Genomic DNA, 24,973 nt, shown 5'->3' on the forward strand with positions numbered 1-24,973 from the left:
GCGCTATCGCCATCCGGTTTCGGGTGGCGCGGTGTCCTCCCGAAATCGTTCGACACTTCAACACCGCTCTTCCGGTATGCGCCCCTTTGTGGCAGGGCGCGCGCCATACGAAACGGAACGGATACGATGACGGAACTGCTCAAGATCAGCCTGCCCGACGGATCGGTGCGCGAAATGGAGCCGGGTTCGACCCCGGCAGACGTTGCCGCTGCAATCGGCCCCGGCCTTGCCAAGGCCGCGCTCGCCGCGCGGGTCAATGGCGAAGTGCGCGATCTCAACCGCCCGTTCGAAGGCGATGCCGAACTTGCGCTGATCACTTCGCGTGACGAGGAAGACGCGCTGGAACTGGCGCGACACGATTATGCGCACGTTCTGGCCGAAGCCGTGCAGGCGCTTTGGCCCGGCACGCAGATCACTTTCGGTCCGGCGACCGATGACGGGTTCTATTACGACGTCATGGCCCCATCGAGCCGCGAACCATTCGGCATGGATGACTTGCCCGCGATCGAGGAAAAGATGCGCGAGATCATCCGCGCCGACAAGCCGCTGCGCCGAGAAGTGTGGAGCCGCCAGCAGCTGATCGAGAAATGGGAGGCCGAGGGCGAAGCCTTCAAGGCCGAATGGGCCAAGGAGCTTCCCGAGAACGAGGAGCTGACGGTTTACTGGTCGGGTGACGACTGGCTCGATATGTGCCGTGGCCCGCACCTTGCCTCGACCGGCAAGCTTGATCCCGATGCCTTCAAGCTGATGCGCACCGCCGGGGCATACTGGCGCGGCGACCAGAAGAACGCGCAGCTGACCCGCATCTACGGCACCGGCTGGCTCAACAAGAAGCAGCTGAACGCTCACCTCACCCGGCTGGAAGAGGCGGCAAAGCGTGACCATCGCAAGCTGGGGCGCGAGATGGATCTGTTCCACTTGCAGGAAGAGGCGCACGGGAGCGTTTTCTGGCACCCCAAGGGCTATCGCATCTGGCGCGAGCTGGAGGCCTACATGCGCCGCAAGATGGACGGCGCGGGCTATCGCGAGATCAAGACCCCGCAGGTGATGGACGCACGCCAGTGGGAACAATCGGGCCATTGGGGCAAGTACCGCGAAAACATGTTTGTCATCCCTGACGAGGTGCCCAACACCGATGAAGGCGCGGAGCTGGTTTCCAAGGACGCCGACTGGATGGCATTGAAGCCGATGAACTGCCCCGCGCATGTGCTCGTCTTCAAGCAGGGCATCACGTCCTACCGCGATCTGCCGATCCGGCTGGGAGAGATGGGCTGCTGCCACCGCAACGAGCCGCATGGCGCGCTTCATGGGCTGATGCGCGTGCGCCAGTTCACGCAGGACGATGCGCATATCTTCTGCACCGAGGCACAGGTGGTGTCGGAAGTGCAGGCCTTCATCTCGCTGGCTGACAGCGTCTACAAGGACTTCGGTTTCACCTATGACATCAAGCTGGCGCTGCGTCCCGAGCAACGTTTTGGCAGCGATGCCGACTGGGACAAGGCCGAACAGGAACTGCGCGACGCGCTTTCCGCCAACGGGCTCGAATGGGAAGAACTGCCCGGTGAGGGCGCGTTCTACGCACCCAAGCTCGAATGGCACCTGACCGACGCGATCGGGCGCACCTGGCAGGTCGGCACAATCCAGTCGGACCGTGTGCTGCCCGAAAGGCTCGATGCGAATTTCATTGGCGAAGACGGCGAGAAGCATCGCCCCGTCATGCTGCACCGCGCGATCTTCGGTTCGTATGAACGGTTCATCGGCATTTTGATCGAGCACTTTGCCGGACGCCTTCCGGCGTGGCTCGCACCGGTGCAGGCGGTGGTGGCCACCATCGTGTCTGACGCTGACGGATACGCCGCGGACGTTGCCGCGAGACTGAAGGCGGCGGGCATCCGCGTTGAAACCGACACCCGCAATGAAAAGATCAATTACAAGGTGCGCGAACACAGCCTTGCGAAAGTCCCGCACCTGCTCGTCGTCGGCAAGCGAGAAGCCGAGGAAGGCAGTGTCGCAGTGCGCACCTTGGGCGAGCAGCACCAGAAGGTGATGAGCCTTGATGAAGCGATCACCATGCTGCGCGATGCGGCGACCCCGCCCGATCTGAAGGCCTGACAGCTTGGAATTTCTTGACGGCTTGAGCGCGGTCCAGATCGCGATCGCGCTTGTCGCGACGCTGGCATCGGCCTTTGTGCGCGGGCTCACCGGGTTCGGCATGGCGATTCTGCTGGTGCCGATCCTTGCGCTGGCGCTCAGCCCGGTGGAGGCTGTGCTGGTCGGCAATGGTCTGTCACTGCTGATCGGCGCGATTGAGCTTCCCCGGCTTGTGCGCGGCGCAGAGCGCTCGGCCTGGACGATTGGCACGGTGTGTCTGCTCGCGACGCCGGTCGGCCTTCTCGCGCTTGCTGCGACTGGCGCCGATCTCGCCCGGCTGATCATCGCGCTGATTGCCTTGAGCGCGTTCTTGGCAATCCTTCTGCCGCGCCGTTCGGCCGTGCAACCGGGGGCAATCACTACCGGCGGAGTTGGTCTGATCAGCGGTTTGATGACCGGATACGCTGGGATGCCGGGCCCTCCGGTCGTGCCCTATTATGTCGGGCGGGTTTTGCCGCGTGAAACGACCAAGACTTCGATGATGCTGATCTTCACGATCGCGGGCGGAGCAGGTCTGATATCGGGCGTTCTGACCGGAGTGATGGCGCTTGAGCTGCTGCTGCTGTCGCTGCTGCTGTTTCCGGCAGTCATTGCCGGAAACCGCTTGGGCGAACGCGCAAGCGGCGCCGTGAGCGATCCGGTATGGCGCACATTGGTCGGAATGGTGCTGGGCGCGGCAGCCATCGCTGCCCTGCTGAAACTGCTTTAAAAGGGCAGAACCTTGCCAGCGAAGATGAGCGCGGCGGCGCATCCCAGCACGATCGCGCTGCTCAACGCGTCGCGTTGACGGCGACGGGCCTCGTCATAGGCTGCGCGGGAAAGGGCAATTGCTCGGCTCATACGCTGAGGATCGCGAAAAAGTCCTAAGGGATCGTTAAGCCTTCGGCATCTGCTGACTGGCGCAGTGAAAGCCGCCCCCGCCCGCTAATACGGCTTCGGCCCGAAGTCCGACCGTCTCGCGGTCAGGGAACAGCGCGGCAATCGCCGCAACCCCGGCCTCGTCATGCGGCGATCCGAAAGTCGGCACGACCACCAGATGCGTGGTGATTGCAAAATTGACGTAGCTGGCGGGCTCGATCACGCCCTCTCGGGTAATCAAACCGGGCGAGGGTATGCGCACCGCTTCGACGCCGAATGCCTCCGCCCGCGCCGTGGCCTCGGCATAGATCGCGGCGTTGGGATCATCCTTGCCGGTGGCTTCGGGTACGATCAGCCGGTTCGGGCCGACGAAGCGCGCAAGATTGTCGACATGGCCATCGGTGTGATCGTTGATCAATCCGTCACCCAGCCACAACACCCGGTCAAAACCCAGGGTGCGCGACAATTCGGCCTCGATCTCCGTGCGTGACATGCCGGGATTGCGATTGGGGTTGAGCAGGCACTGCTCCGTGGTAGCCACAAGTCCGGTGCCGTCCCCATCAAGCGCACCGCCTTCGAGCACCATGGTCGAGGTCTGGAGCCGCAAACCGGCATCCTGTGCGAGTTCGGCGCCAATGGTCTGGTCACCCGGCATCAGGTACTTTCCGCCCCAGCCATTGAAGCCGAAGCGCCACGCCGATTGGGCTTCGCCAGCATTGACGATCAGAGGCCCGGTGTCGCGCAGCCAGACATCGCCATAGACGCGCTGTTCAAGCCGCACTTTCCCGCTCACCAATTGCCGGGCCCGCGCGGCATTGGGTTCGTTGCGGACCAGTAGCCGGACTTCCTGACCACTTTCGGCGACCGCACTTGCGAAAGCCGCGATCTGAACCTGTGCCGGCTCCAGCCATCCGGGCCATTCATCGGCGAGGTGCGGGAAGCCGATCCACAGCCAATCCTGCGCCGCCCATTCAGGGGGCATCAAATACGCCATCTCCGGTCTCAGCCCCCTTATGCGGCTCTTGTGCTGCCTTCAGCCCCGTTCAACAGCCCGAGGCGGATGCAGCGCAGCTTTCGTCGCGGATGGCGCGGAATTCGTCGCCTTCGACCCAATTGGGCCAGCTCGAACTCATCGCCATCATCCGGCCGAGGCGGTACATCAACTGGAGATCAGCCATCACGCCCGACCAGTCCCAGTTCTCGTCAAACTCGTCCTTTGGTCCGTGATAGCGGTTAGCGCGATACTCCTCGGAAATCGCCTTGCCAGCTTCGCGACCCCCTTCAATCAGGTCTTCCCCGCCATCGACGTAAAGCATGGGCACACCCTGCTTGGCGAAGGCGAAGTGATCGGAACGGTAGTAATAGCCCGCTTCGGGATTGGGGTTGGGTGTCGCCACCCGTCCGTCGGCCACCAGTGCGGCTTCAAGAAATTGATCCAGCTGCGATTTTCCGGGTCCGACCACGGTCACGTCCTTGGACGGGCCGGCAATCAGGAAGGCGTCCATGTTGACCCCGCCCACCGTCTGATCGAGCGGGAATACCGGATTGGTGGCGTAATAATGCGCGCCAAGCAGACCGGATTCCTCTGCCGTCACCGCAAGGAAGACGAGGCTGCGCTTGGGCGCACCTGCCTTAGAATGCGCCTCGGCAAGGGCGACCAGTGCGGCCGTCCCGGTGGCGTTGTCCACCGCACCGTTGCAGATGTTGTCACCGTCCTCCGCCGGGGGATTGCAGGTGCCCAGATGATCCCAGTGTGCGGTGTAGAGCACGTATTCATCCGGCGCCTCACTGCCCGGCAGCACTCCGATCACGTTCTGCGACTTGAAGCTGCGCATGGAGTTCTGGAAGCTCGTCGACGCCGTCATGCCAAGCTCGACCGCCTTGAAGCCCTTGGTCTTCGCTGCCTTTGTAAGAGCGTCGAGATCCTGCCCTGCGGCAGCCAGTATTTCGCCGGCCACATCCTTTTGCACCCAGCCGTTCACCAGCGTCATCGGTGGCGGATTGTCGCCGCGCGCAGCATAGGCCTGCGGTCCGCCCCAAGAGCTTTCGACGACGTTCCAGCCATAGCTGGCCGGAGCCGTGTCATGAACGATCAACGCAGACGCGGCACCTTGCCTTGCGGCTTCTTCATACTTGTAGGTCCAGCGGCCATAAAACGTCATGGCCTTGCCGTTGAACGGCCCTTCGAGACCTTCCGATTCCCAGTCAGGATCATTGACGAGGATGACCACCGTCTTACCTTTGACATCGACCCCTTCGTAGTCGTTCCAGCCGCGCTCTGGTGCGTTTATGCCGTATCCGACGAACACCATTTCGCTGTTGGCAAGCTGGGTCTGCGCGTCTTCGCGATAGGTCACGCCGGTCCATTCGCTGCCGTAATCATAGACCAGATCGGTTTCGCCATTGGTGATCGTAAGCGGAGCGAAGTTGCTGCCAGTGATTTCGACCAGCGGCACTTCCTGAACCCAGCTCTCACCATTGCCGGGCTGCAGGCCGGCAGCGGCAAAGCGCTCCGTCAACAGGGCAACCGTCAGTTCCTCGCCCTTTGTGCCGGGCATCCGCCCTCCGAATTCGTCGGAGGACAGCTGACGGGTAATGTCGACCATGGTTTCCTGAGAGATTTCACCGGCGGCGATCTCGGGAATGTCGAGCTCGGGCGCCGAACCCGTCATCAGATCCTCGCAACCCGACAGGGTCAGCGCCCCGGCAGCAAGGCTGGCCAGCATCAATGCCCGTTTGATCATCGAAATGTCCTCTCATCGCAAAAATTCGTGGCGACCCTTTCGCAGATGGGCTTGCGGCTCGCAAGCGGCTTGGCCAAGGACTATGGCGAGATGGCGAAACCTGCCGAACCCGACTGGATCGCAGCGCTGGCGCGTGCGCGCAGCCATGCGCCGTTTCTTGCCCGGGCTCTGGAGCGGCAACCTGAACTCGATGCGCTCTTGTGTGATGGCAGGTGCGAGGAAGCACTGGCATGGACAAGGGAGCAAGGTGAGAGCGCGGATGATCCCGCAGTCGCCTTGCGTCGGCAACGCCTTGGATTGGCGACCACCGTAGCCATCGCCGATCTTGCCGGAGCTTTCGATCTTGCTCGGGTGGTAAGGGAACTCACCGATTTTGCCGATTACGCGCTAGACAAAGCGATCCGGACAGCCATCAGCGAACGAACCGGAGAACGGCATCCGCACGGCATGATCGCGCTGGCTCTCGGCAAGCAGGGTGCGGGCGAGCTCAACTATTCGTCCGATATCGATCCCATCCTGCTGTATGATCGCGAGCACCTGCCATGCCGCGCAAACGAAGACCCCGGCGAAGCGGCGCAGCGCTACGCGAGGCGGGTCATCAAGCTGCTTTCTGATAACACCCCCGAGGGATATGTCGTGCGCGTCGATCTCCGATTGCGGCCTGCGAGCGAGATCAGCCCGCTGGTCGTGCCGGTCGGGGCGGCGCGTACGCATTACCAGGGGCAAGCTCTCGCGTGGGAACGCGCCGCCTTCATTCGCGCCCGTGCGGCGGGGGCTGACGTTGCTGCTGGTGAAGCATTCCTGTCAGAGATCTCACCATTCGTGTGGCGATCAATGCTCGATTTCGGCGCGATCGAGGAAATCCGCGCGCTCACCTTGCGTATCCGGCAAAGCAACGAAGGATCACTCAAACCCGGCCCCGGCTTCGATGTGAAGCGTGGCAGGGGCGGAATTCGCGAAGTCGAATTTTTCGTCCAGACACATCAGTTGATTCATGGCGGGCGTGATCGTTCGCTACGGGTCAAGGGCACCCGTGCGGCGCTTGACGCACTGGCGGCGGCGGGCCGGATTGAAGCCGGCGAGGCAGAGATGCTGGGCGTCGCCTATGACAGGCTCCGCACCATCGAGCACCGGCTGCAAATGGTGGGCGACCGGCAGACCCACTCCCTGCCCGATGGGGAGGCGCTGGATAATGTCGCCTGGTTGGAAGGGCTCGGTAGCGGTGAGGCTCTGGTGAAAGAATTGGTTGAGATCACCGCGCGCGTAGCCGGCAGCTATGATCGGCTGATCGGCGATCCGAAGCCGCTGGCACCCCAAGTTGCCTCACCAACCCCGGTGATCGAACGGATCGGCGACCTCTCATTGCCTGAACGGATTTCAGGGCACGAACAGCTTGCGGAAAGGATCGAGGGCTGGCGTGACGGGCGTTATCAGGCCTTGCGTTCACCACAGGCGTTGGCAGCCTTCGATGCGCTGATCCCGGTTCTGGCCAAGGCTTTCGTCGAGGCTGATGATCCCGAACATGCATTGGCGCGATGGGAGCGACTGCTGGAGCAGGCTAGCTCCGCAATCAACCTGTTCCATCTCCTCAAGGCCCGCCCGGCGCTACTGAGCAGGCTAGTATCCACCCTCACCCTGTCGCCGACACTGGCCGATGACCTTGGTCGGCATCCCGGATTGCTTGATGTCCTGATCGACGATTCCTCGATGGAGCTTCCGGGTTCGGTATCTGAGTTGGCGGCCTTGATGCGCCAGCGCGCCCCCCGCGACGATTACGAAGCCACGCTCGACGGCATCCGTCAGGTAACGAGCGAATACCGGTTTGCGCTTGGGGTGCAGCTGATCGAGGCACGCCACAATCCACCCGACATTGCTTGCGGACTTTCGCGCTTGGCCGAAGCGGCGATCCTGACGGCAGCGCAGGCAGCCGAGCAGGAATTTGCGCGGGTTCACGGGCGCATCGCGGATAACGAGCTGGTTATCCTCGGGCTGGGCCGCCTCGGTGGTGGTGCGCTGACCCATGCTTCCGATCTCGACATGATCTACCTCTTCTCAGGGGATTATTCGCGTGAATCCGATGGCAATCGGCCTCTTGGCGGGACCCTCTATTTCAACCGGCTCGCCAGTCGCGTGACGGCGGCGCTTTCGGTGCCGACCGCGCAGGGCGCATTGTATGAAGTGGACACGCGACTGCGCCCTCAAGGCAATCAAGGCCCGCTGGCGGTTTCGATCGAAGCGTTCGAGAAGTACCAGAAGGAGAGCGCGTGGACCTGGGAGCACATGGCTTTGGCCCGGGCACGGGTTCTGGTCGGCCCAGACGCTGCGCGTGCGCGGCTGGCGCAGGTTTTCTCCGATGTCCTCGCGAAACCACGCGACTTGGAAGAGGTTCGCACAGCAATCCTGACGATGCGCGGCGAGATGGCAGAGCATAAGCCGTCCCGCGGCCCGCTTGACGTGAAGCTGCTGCGCGGCGGTCTGGTTGATGTCGAGTTTCTCGTCCATTGCCTCCAGTTGCAACACGCCTCGCGACTGGCCCCGGTTGAACCGTCCTTGCTCAGCCAGGATCTGCCTGAGGATATCAGGGCGCTGCAGCGCCAAGGCCTTGTCCCCGAAGCGCTGCTGCCCGCATATCTCCTGATGACAGACATTCTGGTTGCCGGCCGGCTGCTTGCCCCCGATGGGCTTGAGCCGCCTTCCGCCGCCGGACAAGCGCTGGTGCGGGCATGCGGAAGGGCCAGCTATGCGGAACTGCTAAACGATCTTGCCGTTGCCCGTTCATCCGTTGCCCATGCATGGGCGCAGACATTCGATCAGACATTGGAGACAGACAATGAGTGACTTCCCCTCGGTTGGCGATGCCATCCCTGATATCGCGATGGAGACCCCTGACGGCGGAACGGTGAAGCCGTCGGACTTCAAGGGCGAAAAGCTCGTCATTTTCTTCTACCCGAAAGACGACACTCCGGGCTGCACCACCGAGAACAAGGATTTCTCCGCACTCGTCGATGAATTCACCGCTGCTGGCACAAGGCTGCTGGGTGTGAGCAAGGACCCTGCCAAGAAGCACCAGAAGTTCATTGCCAAGCATGATCTGAAGGCGCCACTCGCCAGCGACCCGGAAGAAGCGGGACTGGCCGATGCGCTCGGCGTGTGGGCCGAAAAGCAGATGTACGGCAAAACCTATATGGGAATGGTCCGAAGCACCTATCTTATTGATACCGATGGAAAAATCGTTCAAGTCTGGAGCAAGGTGAAGGTCAAGGGCCATGCCGAAGAGGTGCTGGTCGCGGCAAAGGCGCTCTGATCGCGCCGATGCAAAGCGTTTCCAGTGCCATTCGCGACGCGTTGCTGACGGGCGACCCGACCGCCAAGTGTTTTGCCGCGCGCGATGTTGCCCGCCGTTGGCGCAGGGGTCAGCTCACGCCCGAATTCGAAGCCAAGATGCCCGATGAGCCTGCGCGTCCCGGGCGTCCGGAATTGCTGCCTCCGGGCCAAATGCCCAAGCGCGGCAAGTTCGGTTCCGAGCGAGCGCGCATCGCGCTCTGGCACAGCCTGGCGCACATCGAATTTGTCGCGATTGACCTCGCGCTTGATATGGCAGGGCGTTTCGGAGCCGAGATGGGGGATGAGTTTGTCTCCGATTTCCTGTCCGTTGCGGGCGATGAGGCGATGCATTTCGCGCTGCTTGACCGAAAGCTCGGAACTCTCGGCAGCCACTACGGTGCTTTGCCGGCTCATGGCGGATTGTGGCAGGCGGCGCATGAAACCCGGTATGACGTTGCTGCGCGCCTCGCTGTGGTTCCGATGGTGCTGGAGGCGCGCGGACTTGATGTCACACCTGCGACATTGGAACGGGTCAAGGCGGCGGGTGATGAACACGGCGCGAAGATTCTTGCGCGCATCCTTGACGACGAAATTCGCCACGTCGGATTCGGCACCAAGCACTTTCTGAAGGTTGCCGAGGGACGCGACGAGTCACCGCAAGCTACGTGGAAATCCTTGGTTCGGGAGCACTTCCGAGGGCCGGTTAAGCCACCGTTCAACGACTCAGCGCGTCTTGCAGCCGGTTTGTCGCGGGACTTTTATACAGATGTTGCGCTTTAACGAATCGCGTCGATAACTGCCTCCACCACGAAGGACGGTCAGGCGTCCGCCAACAAGATCGAGACGTCCGGGCAGCTCCGTTTGCCTGCATAAAACAAGAATTGGCGCTCTTGATCGAACGAGGAATGGCAATAGCCAGTCAGGACCGGGTCTGTATGAATTCGCTTTTCAAGCGTCCAGTTTTCAGGATTGCCGCAGCATTTGGCGCCGCCATTTCGCTGATGGCCACCAGCCCGGTTTCTGCAAGTTCATCTGCCAATGCGGTTGCTTCTGCCGATGTGGCCGAGCCCGTTCGTGACGCCTCCGGCGACACTCTGACTTCCAGTGATGACCGTTTCCGTGAACTCTTCGCCAGCTGGACTTCGCTCGACAATGCCGGCCCGCGAGCGCCGGGCGCGCCTTCACCTGCCTTTGAGCGTCCTACGGTATCCGTTCCCTCGCTCATGCCGCTGAGCACTGCGCGCCTGACCAGCGGATATGGAATGCGTGACCATCCGGTCCTGCGTTCACGCCGCCAGCACAACGGGGTTGACCTCGCCGCTCCGACGGGCACTCCGGTTTATGCAACGGCAGATGGTCTTGTCAGCCGTGCCGACTGGTTTTCAAGCTATGGCCTCTACATCAGTATCGATCACGGGGCCGAACTGGAAACGCGCTATGCTCACCTGTCGCGCCTTGCGGTCGCTGCGGGTGAACGTGTCCAGAAAGGTGACTTGATCGGTTATGTCGGTTCCACTGGCCGGTCGACCGGGCCCCACCTTCATTACGAAGTTCGTGTTGATGGGGTTGCAGTCAATCCAATTCCCTATATGGTAGAGACCGAAGCGCAGATGCGCATGGCGACCAGCAGCGTAGATTTGCTGCCCGGTCGTCGCCGCGCAGGAGCAGCGGGCGGCCCCTGAGCTGCCGGAAAAGGATAGCCCGCCTGGAAGCGGGTCGGACATTGGAGAGGGTGTCCGAGTATAGGCGGCGGGTTTTCCCGCCGCCTTTTTTCGTAACTGATCCGGTTGCGTGAGGCAGCATTCGCAGGCTCCGTTTTCGCTTGAGTGCTCCGCCGCTCCCGCTAGTTTTGCGCAAGAGAGAGGCGCGTGTGCATTGAATCCGCACCGCGCTGCATGGGAGAAAATCTGAAATGAATTTGCATCCGGTTGCGTATGCCGTGAGTCGTCCTGATCACCCCGCCGTCATCATGTCCGGCAGCGGTGCGCAGATGACGTTCAAGGAGATGGACGACGCATCGAACCGCTTTTCCCATCTGGTGCGCGCGCGGGGATTGGGCGTCGGCGATGCCTTTGCGGTACTGCTCGAAAATCGAATTGAGTATTTCGCGCTGATCTGGGGTTCCCAGCGTGCAGGGACGATGCTGGTGCCGATTTCGACCCGGTTGACCGCACCCGAAATCGCCTATATCCTGAAAGACAGCGAAGCGAAGTTTCTGATCACGTCGGATGCCTATCGCGGCGTTCTCGACGGAATTCGCGCCGAATGCCCCGAATTGCCCATTCTCGTCGTTGATGGAGATGCTGGCGAGAGCTTTCATCAGGAACTCTCAGCCCAGCCCGCTGAGCCGATCGCCGATCACAGTGCGGGTATGGTGATGCTGTATTCGTCCGGTACGACTGGGCGCCCGAAAGGCATTCGCCCGGCGCCGCCCGCGGATCCCGATCCCTTTGCGCCCGTGCCCTTGATGGGTCTGGCGACCATGGGGGCAGGGATGCCTGCCGACGGATCCATGGTCTATCTTTCCCCCGCGCCGCTGTATCATGCTGCGCCCATTGGCTGGTGCTCTGTCGCACACCGTCTGGGCGCGACGATTGTCGTGATGGAAAAATTCGATCCCGAGGCTGCCCTTGCCGCTATCGAGAAATACCGGGTGACCGACAGCCAATGGGTGCCAACGCATTTCGTGCGCTTCCTGAAGCTCGAACCAGAGGTTCGCCAGCGCTATGATTTGTCCAGCCACCAGCGCGCGCTTCACGCCGCAGCGCCCTGCCCTGTACCGATCAAGCGCGAAATGATCGAATGGTGGGGTCCGATCGTAAATGAATATTATGCTGGCAGCGAAAGCATCGGCATGACGCTGGTGAAGAGCGAGCAATGGCTCACCCACCCCGGCACTGTCGGTGTGCCGATCTATGGCAAGCTGCATATCTGCGGCCCCGATGGCGAGGAATTGCCCGCCGGTCAGGACGGCCTGATCTATTTCGAGAACGATCTTCTGCCGACCTACCACAACGATCCGGAGAAGACCCGCGAAGCGATGCATCCGAAAGGCTGGATGACCTTGGGCGATATCGGCCATGTCGATGCGGACGGTTTCCTCTACCTCACCGATCGCAAGAGCCACATGATCATCTCTGGCGGCGTGAACATCTATCCGCAGGAGATCGAGAACCTGCTGGTGACGCACGAGAAGATCATGGATGCCGCCGTAATTGGCGCGCCGTGCCCCGATCTGGGGGAAAAGGTCGTCGCGGTGGTGCAGCCGCGCGACATGGCAGACGCGGGCGACGCGCTTGAAGCGGAGCTGCGTGAATTCCTTGCTCCAAGCCTGTCGCGGATCAAGATGCCCAAGCTGTTCGATTTCCGCCCCGACCTTCCGCGAGAGGCCAATGGCAAGCTCTACAAGCGCGAGTTGCGCGATGAATATGCGGCGAAAGCCGCGTCGTGAGCGGTCCAGCCATTCTGCCGACCGGTCTCGCCAAGGCGGTGATCGATCCTCATTCCTACGCTGAATGGGGAGGGCTGCTGGACACCTTTGACCATATCCGGGGCACCACCCCCGTTGCCAAGGTGGTGCCGGAGATCGAGGGGTTGTTCGAACCCTTCTGGCTCGTCACCGCCTATGACGATGTGATGCGCATTTCGAAGGATAATGCGACATTCCTCAACAACCCCCGCCCGGTGGTCTTCAGCTTCAACCAGGCTATCGAGTTCTCCCGAGCGGCGACCGGTTCCAATATGCTGGTGGATTCATTGGTGGTGTTCGATGCACCAATTCACCCCAAGTACCGCAAGCTGACGCAGGACTGGTTCATGCCGCGCAATCTCGCGCGGATCGAAGCGGAGATACGGGACCTTGCGCATAGGACCGTTGATCGAATGATCGCGGCCGGACCGGAGCTGGATTTCGTCAAGGAGGTGGCCGGGCCCTATCCGCTGCGCGTGGTGATGCAGATCCTCGGGGTGCCGCCTGAGGACGAGCCGCGCATGCAAATGCTAACCCAGCAATTGTTCGGCGGGCAGGACAAGGACCTTTCGGGGACGGGCATGGACAACATGACCCCGGAACAGGTGGTGCAGATCGTTGCAGGAGCGGTGAAGACCTTCGAGGATTACTTTGCCGGGATAGCCGAGGACAGGCGGCGTCACCCGACCGATGATGTCGCCAGCGTTATCGCCAATGCGCTGGTGGATGGTGAGCCGCTGCCGCCGCGCGATATGGCCGGGTATTACATCATCGTCGCTACGGCGGGCCACGACACCACGTCGGCAAGCACGGCAGGGGCAATGCAGGCGCTTGCGAACGATCCCGAGCAGTGGGCACGAGTGAAGGCAGATCGTTCGCTGCTACCCGGGATTGTTGAGGAAGCGATTCGCTGGACCAGCCCGGTGCAGCACTTCATGCGCACGGCGGCATGCGATGTCGAAATTGGCGGGCAACAGGTCAAGGCGGGCGACTGGATGATGATCAATTACGTCGCTGCCAATCATGACCCGGCTCAATTCGCCAATCCGCGCAAGTTTGATGCTTCGCGTTCGCCAAACCGGCATCTGGCGTTTGGTGCCGGGGCGCATCAATGCCTGGGCCTGCATCTGGCCCGGCTCGAAATGCGCATTCTGTTCGAAACATTGCTTGACCGGGTCGAAACAGTCGAACCGGCTGGCGAAGCAAAACGGGCAACCAGCACATTTGTTGGCGGTTTGAAGACGCTTCCACTGAAGATCAGGGCGGGGTAAGCACTGGATATGGGGTCGCGCCGTAATAAAACAAGAACGATTGCGAACAAAAGTTTCGCATTGTGTTTTATTGCGACTCAAATACGAATTATCTGGTCTTTTTCGCCTGATTGCGCTAGTTGTTTCCCTATGGGAAAAATCAGCAACAACATCGCTGCTAGCTTTGCGGCGCGCTCCTTTGCAGGTGAAATCCGATGATCCTGCTCGAGCCGCACAACATTCCGTTCGCCATTGCTCTGGCTGCGCTCTTCGTCATCGCGTTTCTGCAGGTAATCGGTGCGGGCGACCTGTTCGAAGGTGCCGACGATATCGAGATCGAAATGGATGCCGATGTTGCCGACGGGCTTGAAGCCAGTGGCTTCATGGACGGACTGTTCACGCTGCTGGGGCTCGGCAAGGTACCGTTTCTGATCTGGCTTTCCTGCCTGCTCTTCGTTTTTTCGGTGACCGGCGTGGTGGGGCAATGGATCATTGGCGGTGTGACGGGAGCGCCGCTCGGCGCCGGCTTTGCGGCCTTGCTGGCGGGCGTTGCCGCGCTGCCGCTTAACGGACTGTTTGTGCGCCCGTTCGGCGCCTTGCTGCCCAAGGATGAATCCACGGCGGTCAATCTGGAAAGCCTAGTGCGGCGCGATGCCGTGATCCAGACCGGCACAGCCCGCACTGCATCGCCCGCGCGCGCCAAGGTGAAAGACGCATTCGGCCATCCTCATTTTGTCATGGTCGAACCGCACGATCCCACCGCAGAGCTGGCCGAAGGCGAAACCGTGATGCTGGTGCGCCGCGAAGGGCAGGTGTTCTTCGGCGTACGATACGAAAGCCCGATGCTGAGGCCCTGAGCAGGCTGAGAGGGCGAGAGAGTTAGACAGGAGAGTATATGGACCTTTGGACGATCATCACCATCGGCGGCGGCGGTATCGCGCTGCTGCTTATCATCTTCATCATGCTCACGACCCTTTATCGTCGTGCATCGAAGGAAATCGCCTTCGTTCGCACCGGTGTCGGTGGTGAAAAGGTGGTGATGAACGGCGGCGCGCTGGTGCTGCCGGTGTTCCACGAGACCATGCCGGTCAACATGAACACGCTCGTGCTGAGCGTGGTTCGCAAGGATACCGAGGCACTGATCACGCTCGACCGGTTGCGGATCGACGTGAAGGCGGAATTCTACGTGCGCGTGCGCCCGGATGCGGGGGCCATTGCGATGGCGGCACAGACCTTGGGCATGCGCACTATGCAGCCTGATGCTCTCAAGGATCTGGTCGAAGGCAAGTTCGTCGACGCGCTGCGTTCCGTCGCAGCCGGCATGAGCATGAACGAACTGCACGAACAGCGCGCCGATTTCGTCCAGAAGGTGCAGCAGGTTTCGTCCAACGACCTCGCGATGAACGGGCTTGAACTGGAATCGGTCTCGCTCACCGGGCTTGACCAGACCAGCATCGAGCACTTCAACGCTAACAACGCGTTTGACGCCGAAGGTCTCACCAAGCTGACCGAGCAGATCGAAGCCCGCAAGAAGCTGCGCAACGACATCGAACAGGACACCCGCGTCCAGATCGAGACGAAGAATCTGGAAGCCGATCAGCGCAGCTTCGAGATCGGTCGCGACAAGGAATACGCACGCCTTCAGCAGGAACGCGAAGTCGAAATCCGTCGCGCTGCGCAAATGTCCGAAATCGCCCGTGAGCAGGCGGAGCGTCAGCGCGAAGCGGACGCCGCACGGATCGAAGCCAAGAAGCAGGTCGACGCCCAGCAGATCGAGGCTGATCGTCTCGTCGAGGAGGCGCGGATCGATCAGCAGCGTGCGCTGGAAATCGCCCGGCAGGAACAGCAGATCGCGGTGCAGAACAAGAGCCGCGAGGAAAGCCAGGCGAAAGCCGAAGCTGACGATGCCCGGGCCAAGGCAGTCGAGGCGGAAGAACGTGTCACGACTTCCCGTGAGAGCGAGATTGCCGAGCGTCAGAAGAAGATTGAGCTCATCGAGGCTGCGAAGCAGGCCGAGCGCGACGCGATCAAGATCAAGGTCGATGCCGAGGCTGAGCGTGATGCCGCATTGAATCGCGCCGAAGCGATCCGCCGCGAAGCCGAGGGTGAAGCCGAAGCCGAAAAGCTGCGCGCCGAAGCGGCCCGCGTCCGCTTCGAGGTGGAGGCTGCCGGCCAACGCGCCGTCAACGAAGCTGCGAACATCCTCTCGATGGATCAGATCAGCCTTCAGACCAAGCTGGCTTTGCTCAAGGTCCTGCCCGAAGTCATTCGCGAAAGCGCGAAGCCGATGGAAGCGATCGACTCGATCAAGATCGTTCAGGTCGACGGCCTCACCAATGGGGGCGGATCGGGCGGCAAGGGCGCTGCGGGCGGCGGTACCGGCAACCTTGCGACCGATGCCGTGTCCGCCGCGCTTGCCTATCGCGCGCAGGCTCCTGTGCTTGACGGGCTGATGAAGGAACTGGGCCTTGATGGCTCCAATCTTTCGGGTCTGGTGAACGGGGCGGCCAGCGGAGTAGGCGGGGTTGACCTCGGTACCGGCAAGGCGCCGGCGGATGCGGAAGCGCTCGTCGCGGACCAGCGCAAGACTGCCCCGACCAAGGACGACAGTCAGAGCGCCGAGGGTTAAGCCGACCCCGCATTTGGCAACCAGAAGGGGCGCTGCATTGCGGCGCCCCTTTCTCTTCCCGGAGATCCGCAACCATGCCCCGCAAGCGCAAGACTTTACCCAAGGACTTTGACGAGATCCTCAGGTCCGGCGATCTGTCAGCCATGCGTGCGGTGTTTGATGCCTGCGAGCTGGATGCCCAAGGGAGCTATCTGAAACACACCGCACTCGCCTATGTAGATTGCCCTGATGACCTCGCGCGCTGGCTTGTCGCCGAAGGGGCCGACCTTGAGGCAGCCGACAGATACGGCCGATCCCCTTTGCATTCGCGGGCCGGGCATTGGCAAGGTGACATTGCGGTACTCATCGAGCTTGGCGCGAAGGTCGATCGCCCTGACGGAGCAGAAAGCCCGCTTCACGCAGCCGCTCGGGTCCAAAATCTCGCCGCTGCGCGGTTGTTGCTGGAACATGGGGCGCGCTGGAATGCGCGCGATCGCAATGGACTGACCCCCCTTGCAGCGGGATTGCAACAGTGCAGCAACGGCTCGCTCGCTGGAATGGCGTCGATGGCTGAACTCCTGATTGATGTCGGCGGTGCAGGCCCGAAACCCGGCCTGTTCACCCGGCTCATTGGCAAGGCTCCGCGCAGCGAGGCCGATGATCCCGCGCTCAAGGCAATGGTGCGAAAGCTGGGGGAGAATTTCGAATTCCATCGTGCCGACTTCAATCATGACACGGTCGATGAAGCGAGCGCAGGACTTGAGCGGCTGTATGCGTTGTTCTCTGTACCCCCGGTTCCACGCCGGGATCTGCACCCGATCGACAAGCCGATCATCTTGCCAGAGGGTGGTTGGCAAGAAGCGCATCAGGCGCTTTGGAAGGCGCTTGTCCCCGGCACGGGTGCAGCGCCGACGGTGCAAGGCGAGGTCATCCGCATTTCCGGGCGTGTCGCGGCTGAGATTGTCCGCAACGGCGGGATCAACTGGGGCGATAACTACCGCGAGATGGTCGATGCTTTCGACGCTCATATGGCATCGGGCATGCCGCTGCCGGATGAAGCGCTTGCCAGGTCGCGTGTTGCGGCAAGCGAGATCCGGCGCAAGCGGGGCGATCCTGCGGTCTTGATGGAGCTAGCGGTCCAATGGGTCGCGCTGAACCCCATGCCGATCGCATTGGCAAAGCCCGACTACGACCGGTGAGTTGCGGCGCCTAACGCGCCAAAAGCCGCTCCGCTATCGCTCGCACCTCGGCGCCCATGTCTTCGCGCTCAAGCGCCAGCGCCAAAGTCGCCTCGACGAAACCCGTCTTGCTGCCGCAATCGTAACGCTTGCCATCGAAGGTGACTGCGTGAAACGGCTGAGTCCCGATCATCCGCGCCATCGCATCGGTCAGCTGGATTTCACCGCCCGCGCCCTTCTCCTGATTTTCGAGCGTACGCATCACTTCGGGTTGCAGGATGTAACGGCCCGAAATGATCTTGTTCGAGGGTGCCTTTTCGACCGGCGGCTTCTCAACCAGTCCCTTCACCTCGGTCAATGCGCCGTCAGCCGCGCCCGGATCAATCACGCCATAGCTGGAGACTTCCTCCATCGGCACTTCCAGCACGCTGATCAGATTGCCGCCGACCTGTTCATAGGCGTCCACCATCTGCTTCATGCAGCCGGTGCCGCCCTTGTGGCCGATCATCAGCTCGTCCGGCAGGAAGATGGCGAAGGGTTCGTCCCCCACGATGGCCCGCGCACACCAGATCGCGTGACCCAGGCCCAAGGGTACCTGCTGGCGAACGGTGATGATGTCACCCGGAGTCGCACGGGTCGGGTCGAGCACGCTCATGTCCTTGCCGCGTTCGCTCATCGTGCTTTCGAGTTCATAGGCCATGTCGAAATGTTCGACGATCGCGGTCTTGCCGCGGCCAGTGACGAAGATCATCTGCTCGATCCCCGCCTCGCGCGCTTCGTCCACGGCGTACTGGATCAAGGGGCGATCCACGATCGGCAGCAATTCCTTCGGGATCGCCTTTGTCGCGGGAAGGAAGCGAGTGCCGAGCCCGGCTACCGGGAATACGGCCTTCTTGATCGGTTTCTGGCTGTTCATGACGTACCGGTTAGGCCCTCGTTATCATTTCCGTCAACTGCGCGGGTTGTAACCTTGCCATGTGACGTTTGCGCGGCGCTGCAAACACGATAAAGGCAGAGGCCATGGACAAACTCATCATTCGTGGCGGCAACCGCCTTTCCGGCACCATTCCGATCTCGGGCGCCAAGAACGCCGCCCTCACCCTGATCCCCTGCGCTCTGCTTACCGAAGAGCCGGTGACGCTGCGCAACCTGCCGCGGCTGGCGGACATCGACGGTTTCCAGCACCTGATGAACCAGTTTGGGGTCACCACCGTCATCCAGGGCACGCGGCCCGAAGATTTCGGGCGCGTGATGAGCATGGAGGCGACGCGCATCACCTCCACCGTCGCGCCATACGATCTGGTGCGCAAGATGCGCGCGTCGATCCTCGTGCTTGGCCCGATGCTTGCGCGCATGGGAGAGGCGACCGTGTCCATGCCCGGTGGCTGCGCCATCGGCAACCGGCCCATCGACTTGCATCTGAAGGCGCTTGAAGCGTTCGGGGCGAAGATCGAGCTGGCACAAGGCTACGTAAAGGCGACCGCGCCTGACGGCGGATTGCCCGGCGGCGAGTTCGACTTTCCCGTCGTATCCGTCGGCGCGACCGAGAACGCGGTGATGGCAGCCGTGCTCGCCAACGGAACCTGCAAGCTCTTCAACGCCGCACGCGAGCCGGAGATCGTTGACCTGTGCAACCTGTTGGTGGCGATGGGCGCGGAGATCGAAGGTATCGGTACCTCCGATCTCACCATCCACGGGGTCAAGCGGCTGCACGGCGCGACCTACCGGGTCATGCCCGACCGGATCGAAGCCGGTTCCTATGCTTGCGCCGCCGCCATCACCGGAGGCGAAGTGCGGCTCGAAGGCGCCAACGCGCATGACATGGCTTCGACCATTCACGCCCTGCGCGCCATCGGAGTCGAGATCGACGAGGACAAGAAGGGCATCACCGTCCGCGCCAACGGCAAGCTCAAGCCGGCAAATCTCACCACTGCGCCTTTCCCCGGCCTTGCCACCGACATGCAGGCGCAATTGATGAGCCTGCTGTGCAAGGCCGAAGGCACCAGCGTCCTCAAGGAAACGATTTTCGAAAACCGTTTCATGCACGTGCCCGAACTGGCGCGCATGGGGGCTGACATCGCCACCGAAGGTCGCACCGCGATTGTCAAAGGGCCGGTCAAGCTGACCGGAGCCGAAGTTATGGCGACCGATCTGCGCGCTTCGATGAGCCTGATCATCGCCGCGCTCGCCGCGGAAGGCGAGACGACCGTGCGCCGCATCTATCACCTCGACCGCGGATACGAGCGGCTGGAGGAGAAGCTGCAACTGGTGGGTGCCGACATCGAACGCGTCGACGACTGAGGCATTTGCAGGCCAGCCCGGCTTCCGCTCTGGCCTTCCGGTGCTCACGATCCGATAAGGTCGCTGCGCGCCGGGTACCCGACCGGCACAATTTTCGGCGAAGCCCAAGCGAAAGCGTCTTTGAGGCTAGTTTCCTTGGAGAGTCGCTTGGCTCACCAACCACACCCGGATCGCGCTGGCGAGGCCGGGCGGGGTTGGTGACTTTATCCGCTCCGCATCGATCCGCCCGACGAGCGCGCTGATCGCAACGCCTTCGTTGTGTGCCGCTTCCTTGAGCATGTCCCAGAATACGGGCTCCAGGCTGATCGAGGTCTTGTGCCCGGCGATCTGGATCGAGCGTTTGACTGGGGGATGGTAGGGCGGCGTCATGCGCGATGCGATAGCATGGAAGCCGCACCCTGTCCGCATCGCGCTTTTGCGCGGTTGCGAAGGAAATTGACAAAGCTGACACGGTGTCACGCGCCATTTCGGCGGCCAATTATCTGATTAAACGAAGGAAAATGGGCGAAAAGTGAAATTGACACTTATCCAAATTTAAAAAATTTCTCTCCCGGCCAACTGGACCAGAAAACCGACAGTTTGAAAGAGACGCATCCGGCATAGCGGGCGCAAGCCATGCAGGAAAATCGCGATTGCACCCCAATCGTTGCGCGTATGTCATGGCGCACACAAGATTTTTGGGGTGGCCCTTCGCCGGGCTTGTCTCCACACAATCGGGCATGACTGCCGCGATCGATCAACTCACCGAAAAGGAGAAGGAAACCCTGCGCCTGATCGTGCGCGGGCATGACGCCAAATCCGCCGCGACCGAGCTGGATCTCTCGGTGCATACGATCAACGAAAGGCTGCGATCCGCGCGGCGCAAGCTGGATGTCACCAGCAGCCGCGAAGCCGCGCGCGTGCTTTACGAGAGCGAAGCGCAGGCCGCCGAGAGAACCTCCAAAAAACTTGCATACGAACATTTGGGGGATGCGGCGATGCTGCCATCGTCCGATGATCCTTCCATCAGGAAACGGGGCCGAAGCCCGGCTCTCTGGATTGGAGGAATTATCATGATGATGACACTCGCAGCCGCAATCGCGTTTGTTCAATCGGGCGGATGGGAAGTGCAAACTGGTGGCTGGGAAGCCCGGTCTGAAATGGCAGAGTCATCCGCCGCTGCACAGGAAGACGCGGTCCGCGAACAAGCTGCACGGGAATGGCTGGCTCTGGTCGACAAGAGCGATCTGGAAACCAGCTTTGCGGCAACCACGTCAGCTTTCCGCTCTGCCGTGGACCTTGCCATGTTCAAATCCGCAACCGCTGCAGCAAGGGCGCCACTCGGCGAAGTGTTGGACCGGCGGGCAATCCAGTTCACTACCGTGAATGAAGCGGGCAAAACCTATGAAATCGCGCTGTTCCGCACCGATTTCGAAAACCGCGTTGGCGTGATCGAGCGCGTCGCGATGGAACGCGATGGCGGGCAGTTGAAAGTCGGCGGCTATTTCATCCAGTAGCCGTCACGCCGCGCGCGAGCGCTTGAGCGCCGCAGTGGCGAGATCGGGCCCGCGATCGAGTATCGGCTGGAGGGAAAGCGATGCATCCGCGAGTTGCTGCAACGTCAGCGGATGGTTGAACTGCATCCCGAACAGTCGCCCGTCCTGCCATCGCACCTCGCCGAGCCTTTGCGGCAGCCCGAGAGCTTCGAAGCTGAGGATCGTGCCGCAGGGGTGTATCGCATCGCTTTCAAACCGGGCGCCCTCGCGCGAAAGATCCATCAGCGTCACCTTAGCGCGACGCTGGCCGTCGGTGATCACGGCGGGAGCCGAAAGTGTCAGCCTGACAGGGCGGCAACCGTGCGGGGCATCCTCGTTCAGGAACTCTGCCAGATCGATGCCATTGCCGAAACGGTATCCAGCCTGTTCGCGCCCGGCCCAGACCCGTTCGATCGGGTAAGTCAGCCCATTGGTCAGCTGCAACAGGATGCGCGTTTCGCGCGGGGCTTCGTGCAGGAATTTGAGGCTGAGGCCGATTTCCGAAAGCTCGCGGATCAGGCAGAGATACTCGCCCGCCTCGCAGATCACCTTTGCCGTCCGCAGCAGCGTTGCTTTGCGCCGCGACGGGTTGGCGTCAGCCTTTGCGTCTTGCGTACTTGCGTGAACTCCTGGCGACATGACGACCTTCGCACCTCTCAAACATGATTGATGCGGTGTAACCCATTGAGGTTAATGAGCTGTCAACACTATCGCCGGTGAAAGCGCGGCGTCAGGCGACGGCGGTTCCCTCTATCTCGATCATGATATCGGGATGGTACAGCGCCTGAACCCCCAGCAGCGTGCTGGCGACGGTCGCCCCGGCACCAATGTGATGCGCGGTGATGGTTTCGGCCTGTTCCATGAAGCCGGCGACATCGGTGGTGTAGAAATTGAGCCGCACGAGATTGCTCGCAGCCATGCCCGCCGAATCCAGCGCATCCATCAGGCATTGCCATGCAGAGGCATATTGCGCGACGAGATCGCCCGGATGGAGCGGAGCACCATCGGCATCCGATGCGGTTTGCCCCGACAGGTAGAGCGTTCGCGTCGCACCGCTGACTTCGACCCCGTGGTGCAGCCCGAAATGTTCCAGCCACGGCGTCGGATTGTGTGTCTTCTTGTCCATTGCTGTTCCCCCAATGCAGCCGGTATCAGTACATGTGCTGGCCGCCGTTGATGCTCATGGTCGACCCGGTCATGAAACCGCCGTTCTCCGATGTAAGGAAGGCGACGCCGCGGGCGATCTCCTCCGCCATGCCGAGACGGCCGACGGGGATCTTGGCGACGATCTTTTCCAGCACCGGTTCCGGCACGGCGGCGACCATGTCGGTGTCGATATAACCGGGTGCGATCGCGTTGACGGTGACGCCGAATTTGGCGCCTTCCTGCGCCAGCGCCTTGGTGAAACCGTGAATGCCGGACTTCGCAGCGGCGTAATTGACCTGCCCGTATTGCCCGGCCTGTCCGTTGATCGAGCCGATGTTGACGATCCTTCCCCAGCCACGCTCCCGCATGCCGGGAAAGGTCGCCTTGGCCATGTTGAAACAGCCACCCAGATTGACGCGCATCACGTCGTTCCAGTCGTCAAAGCTCATCTTGTGCAGAGTGCCGTCGCGGGTGATACCGGCGTTGTTGACGACGATCTCAACAGGGCCGAATTCGGCTTCGACTGCGGCGCAACCGTCAAGGCAGGCCTGATGATCGCCGACGTCCCATTTGCGCGAGGGGATGCCGGTTTCCTCGGAGAAGGTGCGGGCCTTGTCCTCATTCCCGGCATAGTTGGCGATGACTGTATGTCCCTGCCGTTGCAGACGCTTGCAGATCGCTTCTCCGATACCGCGCGTTCCACCAGTGACGATTGCTACCCGGCCCATGAATCCCTCCCAATTGCTGTGCGCCGAGAGTAGCGTTGCCGTTAGGGCAAGCAACAAAAAACCCCGCCGCAGCGAGGTCTTTGTGACGAAAGTCGGATATCCTGACCGGGTAGGCGTCAGAAGCGGATTTGCGTGCCGACGTAGACGGCCTGGCTGTCCTGCACCGAGTTGGTGAGCGGAGCGAGACGATCACGCTCCTGCGAATAGCGTACGCCAGCCGTCACATCGAGATTGGGCGAGAGCCGGAAGCTGCCGCCAACGCCCAAAGTCTGCGATCTTGCATCGAGAGTGTTAGGCGAACGGCCGGCGATGGTTTCATCCTCAAGCTCGACCAGCGGCTGAAGCCGGCTGGGCTTGTCTTCGCGCGTGGGGCGCGAAGGCTCGAACTCGGCAAGATCGGGCATCGATAGGTTGCGCAGGTCATCGGGCAAGGTCGATGCCGCCTGAGTCCGCGCGAAGCTTTGATAGCCGCGCGCCGTGCCGAGGTTGAAGCGGGTGGCCTGCAGCCCGGCAATACCGGCGGCTTTGCCCGGAGCAGGCTCAAGCGCCTTGCGGACCGAGATGGCTTGTGCGGCCTCGTCGTCGATGCGCACGGCGACGGTAACAAGCCGTTCGTTGCGGATCGCATTGGCGCCAGCGGGCGTGAACCGGATACCGCGCTCACGCGCTTTTTCCGCAACGCGCGCGGCCAATTCCGGATCGATCGAGGCCGGGGTGAAAAGATCGTAGGCTGCCGCCGCACGCGGGCCTTCACCCGCGGTGATGCCGACAACGGCAAGTCCGGCAGACGGCACGCCGAGCAACAGCGCGGCAGCAATGCCAAGCAGCGGCAGCTTGCGCTGCTTCATCGCCGTCTTGTCCATCCCGCTAGCCATTTCAAACTGTACCTTCGTCCCAAACTTGCGACGGATCCAAGCATAAGAATCCTGAACCGTCGCTGAGCATAACTGCCAAAGACTCGCCTGTCCCGCATTACGCTACGTCTGTGATAGGTTTGTGACTGCCAAAGTTGCAATATTTTCCACAGGCAGCGGGCCGCTTCCCGGCAGGACTGTTGCGCAGACCACACAACCTCCCCCTTTGAACTGAGGGAGTTCAGCCGCCATACAGGCACGCAAATGGTAGGAAGGTGGGCGAAAGACTATACCATCTAGGCGGGTGCGGGGGTTCAATACGCTTGCCGCTGTGCCCCGGCCCGTTATAGAGCCTTCCAAGGACACAAGCGAGGGACATTACCGCAGTGACAAGCGCCAAGACCGCACTTTCGAACACGACACGCATCGCAGGCCTTGCCGCTGCGCTTGGGCTGCTGGCTGCCTGTGGCGGCAACGAACGCCCGACCACCGAACTGCAGGCCGCGCAGATCAACACCATTGGCGTCAACGCCTATCTTTGGCGCGGTGCGCTCGAAACGTTGAGCTTCGCGCCGCTGCTTTCCGCTGACAGTGCAGGCGGGGTCATCATCACCGATTGGTACGCCAACCCCAGCAACCCCAACGAACGGGTCAAGGTGACGGTGACGATCCTCGATCAGGATCTGCGCGCCGACGCGCTGCGGGTTTCGGCCAGCCGTCAGGTTGCTCAGGGCGGCGGCTGGGTGGATGCGCCGGTGCAGGCCGCAACCGTGCAGAAGCTTGAGGACATTATCCTCACCCGCGCACGCGATCTGCGTCGCAAGGCTATCGCCGGATAAGCCTTTCCC

General features: G+C 61.7%; 23 protein-coding genes. 14 read left to right on the plus strand and 9 right to left on the minus strand.

Annotation, left to right across the window (positions count from 1 at the left end):
- Positions 1–126: 126 nt before the first annotated feature.
- Positions 127–2,112, plus strand: coding sequence for a threonine--tRNA ligase (thrS, locus tag AABA34_RS02815; RefSeq protein WP_338303796.1), 1,986 nt, complete (start codon positions 127–129; stop codon positions 2,110–2,112).
- 4 nt (positions 2,113–2,116) lie between these two features.
- On the plus strand, positions 2,117–2,860 hold the full coding sequence (locus AABA34_RS02820) for a sulfite exporter TauE/SafE family protein (protein WP_338303797.1): 744 nt from the start codon (positions 2,117–2,119) through the stop codon (positions 2,858–2,860).
- On the opposite strand, the gene AABA34_RS02825 is transcribed toward AABA34_RS02820, so the two are convergent.
- The 3 genes from AABA34_RS02825 to AABA34_RS02835 are packed head-to-tail and all read right to left on the minus strand — an operon-like array spanning position 2,857 to position 5,753.
- Complete coding sequence (locus AABA34_RS02825) at positions 2,857–2,991, minus strand: hypothetical protein (protein ID WP_338303798.1); 135 nt, start codon at positions 2,989–2,991, stop codon at positions 2,857–2,859. The two genes, AABA34_RS02820 and AABA34_RS02825, sit on opposite strands and share 4 nt — an antisense overlap.
- Positions 2,992–3,025: 34 nt before the next feature.
- The gene (locus AABA34_RS02830) at positions 3,026–4,003 is read right to left on the minus strand and encodes an agmatine deiminase family protein (RefSeq protein ID WP_338303799.1); all 978 of its coding nucleotides are present in this window, start codon (positions 4,001–4,003) and stop codon (positions 3,026–3,028) included.
- Between the two features lie 49 nt (positions 4,004–4,052).
- The gene (locus AABA34_RS02835) at positions 4,053–5,753 is read right to left on the minus strand and encodes a M28 family metallopeptidase (RefSeq protein WP_338303800.1); all 1,701 of its coding nucleotides are present in this window, start codon (positions 5,751–5,753) and stop codon (positions 4,053–4,055) included.
- Positions 5,754–5,780: 27 nt separating this feature from the next.
- Here AABA34_RS02835 and glnE point away from each other — a divergent pair, with 27 nt between their 5' ends.
- The 9 genes from glnE (at position 5,781) to AABA34_RS02880 (ending at position 17,603) form a co-directional block, all read left to right on the plus strand.
- Entirely contained in the window at positions 5,781–8,591 is a 2,811-nt protein-coding gene (glnE, locus tag AABA34_RS02840; RefSeq protein WP_416830654.1) for a bifunctional [glutamate--ammonia ligase]-adenylyl-L-tyrosine phosphorylase/[glutamate--ammonia-ligase] adenylyltransferase, read from the plus strand.
- Positions 8,584–9,057 (plus strand): peroxiredoxin, encoded by a 474-nt coding sequence (locus AABA34_RS02845; protein WP_338303801.1) that lies wholly within the window; start codon positions 8,584–8,586, stop codon positions 9,055–9,057. Before glnE ends, AABA34_RS02845 begins: the two co-directional genes overlap by 8 nt.
- Positions 9,058–9,065: 8 nt before the next feature.
- Positions 9,066–9,857: a ferritin-like domain-containing protein gene (locus AABA34_RS02850; protein WP_338303802.1), complete on the plus strand. Its 792-nt coding sequence runs from the start codon at positions 9,066–9,068 to the stop codon at positions 9,855–9,857.
- Between the two features lie 155 nt (positions 9,858–10,012).
- A complete protein-coding gene (locus tag AABA34_RS02855; RefSeq protein WP_338303803.1) occupies positions 10,013–10,759 on the plus strand; it encodes a M23 family metallopeptidase in 747 nt (248 codons plus the stop codon).
- Between the two features lie 230 nt (positions 10,760–10,989).
- Positions 10,990–12,528 carry an acyl-CoA synthetase gene (locus AABA34_RS02860; protein ID WP_338303804.1) on the plus strand — a complete coding sequence of 513 codons (1,539 nt, stop codon included), beginning with the start codon at positions 10,990–10,992 and terminating at the stop codon, positions 12,526–12,528.
- A complete protein-coding gene (locus AABA34_RS02865; protein WP_338303805.1) occupies positions 12,525–13,817 on the plus strand; it encodes a cytochrome P450 in 1,293 nt (430 codons plus the stop codon). The genes AABA34_RS02860 and AABA34_RS02865 overlap by 4 nt, the downstream gene beginning before the upstream one ends.
- A gap of 194 nt (positions 13,818–14,011) precedes the next feature.
- On the plus strand, positions 14,012–14,653 hold the full coding sequence (locus AABA34_RS02870; protein ID WP_338303806.1) for an OB-fold-containig protein: 642 nt from the start codon (positions 14,012–14,014) through the stop codon (positions 14,651–14,653).
- A gap of 38 nt (positions 14,654–14,691) precedes the next feature.
- Positions 14,692–16,425: a flotillin family protein gene (locus AABA34_RS02875; protein WP_338303807.1), complete on the plus strand. Its 1,734-nt coding sequence runs from the start codon at positions 14,692–14,694 to the stop codon at positions 16,423–16,425.
- 74 nt (positions 16,426–16,499) lie between these two features.
- The gene (locus tag AABA34_RS02880; protein ID WP_338303808.1) at positions 16,500–17,603 is read left to right on the plus strand and encodes an ankyrin repeat domain-containing protein; all 1,104 of its coding nucleotides are present in this window, start codon (positions 16,500–16,502) and stop codon (positions 17,601–17,603) included.
- A gap of 10 nt (positions 17,604–17,613) precedes the next feature.
- On the opposite strand, the gene galU is transcribed toward AABA34_RS02880, so the two are convergent.
- Entirely contained in the window at positions 17,614–18,498 is an 885-nt protein-coding gene (gene galU / locus AABA34_RS02885; protein ID WP_338303809.1) for a UTP--glucose-1-phosphate uridylyltransferase GalU, read from the minus strand.
- Between the two features lie 104 nt (positions 18,499–18,602).
- Between galU and murA the strand changes: the two genes are divergently transcribed.
- On the plus strand, positions 18,603–19,883 hold the full coding sequence (gene murA, locus AABA34_RS02890; RefSeq protein ID WP_338303810.1) for a UDP-N-acetylglucosamine 1-carboxyvinyltransferase: 1,281 nt from the start codon (positions 18,603–18,605) through the stop codon (positions 19,881–19,883).
- A 126-nt stretch (positions 19,884–20,009) separates the two neighbouring features.
- Here the strand turns inward: murA and AABA34_RS02895 are convergent, their stop codons facing one another.
- Positions 20,010–20,252 carry a ribbon-helix-helix domain-containing protein gene (locus AABA34_RS02895; RefSeq protein ID WP_338303811.1) on the minus strand — a complete coding sequence of 81 codons (243 nt, stop codon included), beginning with the start codon at positions 20,250–20,252 and terminating at the stop codon, positions 20,010–20,012.
- A gap of 350 nt (positions 20,253–20,602) precedes the next feature.
- On the opposite strand from AABA34_RS02895, the gene AABA34_RS02900 reads away from it, so the two are divergent.
- On the plus strand, positions 20,603–21,379 hold the full coding sequence (locus AABA34_RS02900) for a helix-turn-helix domain-containing protein (protein WP_338303812.1): 777 nt from the start codon (positions 20,603–20,605) through the stop codon (positions 21,377–21,379).
- Positions 21,380–21,382: 3 nt separating this feature from the next.
- Here AABA34_RS02900 and AABA34_RS02905 read toward each other — a convergent pair whose 3' ends face one another.
- The 4 genes from AABA34_RS02905 to AABA34_RS02920 form a co-directional block, all read right to left on the minus strand.
- Positions 21,383–22,036: a PilZ domain-containing protein gene (locus AABA34_RS02905; protein ID WP_338303813.1), complete on the minus strand. Its 654-nt coding sequence runs from the start codon at positions 22,034–22,036 to the stop codon at positions 21,383–21,385.
- Between the two features lie 91 nt (positions 22,037–22,127).
- Positions 22,128–22,523: a RidA family protein gene (locus tag AABA34_RS02910; RefSeq protein WP_338303814.1), complete on the minus strand. Its 396-nt coding sequence runs from the start codon at positions 22,521–22,523 to the stop codon at positions 22,128–22,130.
- Positions 22,524–22,548: 25 nt separating this feature from the next.
- A complete protein-coding gene (gene phbB, locus AABA34_RS02915; protein WP_338303815.1) occupies positions 22,549–23,271 on the minus strand; it encodes an acetoacetyl-CoA reductase in 723 nt (240 codons plus the stop codon).
- A 116-nt stretch (positions 23,272–23,387) separates the two neighbouring features.
- Positions 23,388–24,146, minus strand: coding sequence for a hypothetical protein (locus tag AABA34_RS02920; RefSeq protein ID WP_338303816.1), 759 nt, complete (start codon positions 24,144–24,146; stop codon positions 23,388–23,390).
- A 365-nt stretch (positions 24,147–24,511) separates the two neighbouring features.
- On the opposite strand from AABA34_RS02920, the gene AABA34_RS02925 reads away from it, so the two are divergent.
- Positions 24,512–24,964, plus strand: a complete 453-nt coding sequence (locus AABA34_RS02925) for a DUF3576 domain-containing protein (RefSeq protein ID WP_051700314.1) — start codon at positions 24,512–24,514, stop codon at positions 24,962–24,964.
- Positions 24,965–24,973 lie beyond the last annotated feature (9 nt).

Origin of the sequence: Erythrobacter sp. Dej080120_24 (genome assembly GCF_036322605.1) — a bacterium.
GTDB lineage: Bacteria > Pseudomonadota > Alphaproteobacteria > Sphingomonadales > Sphingomonadaceae > Erythrobacter > Erythrobacter aurantius.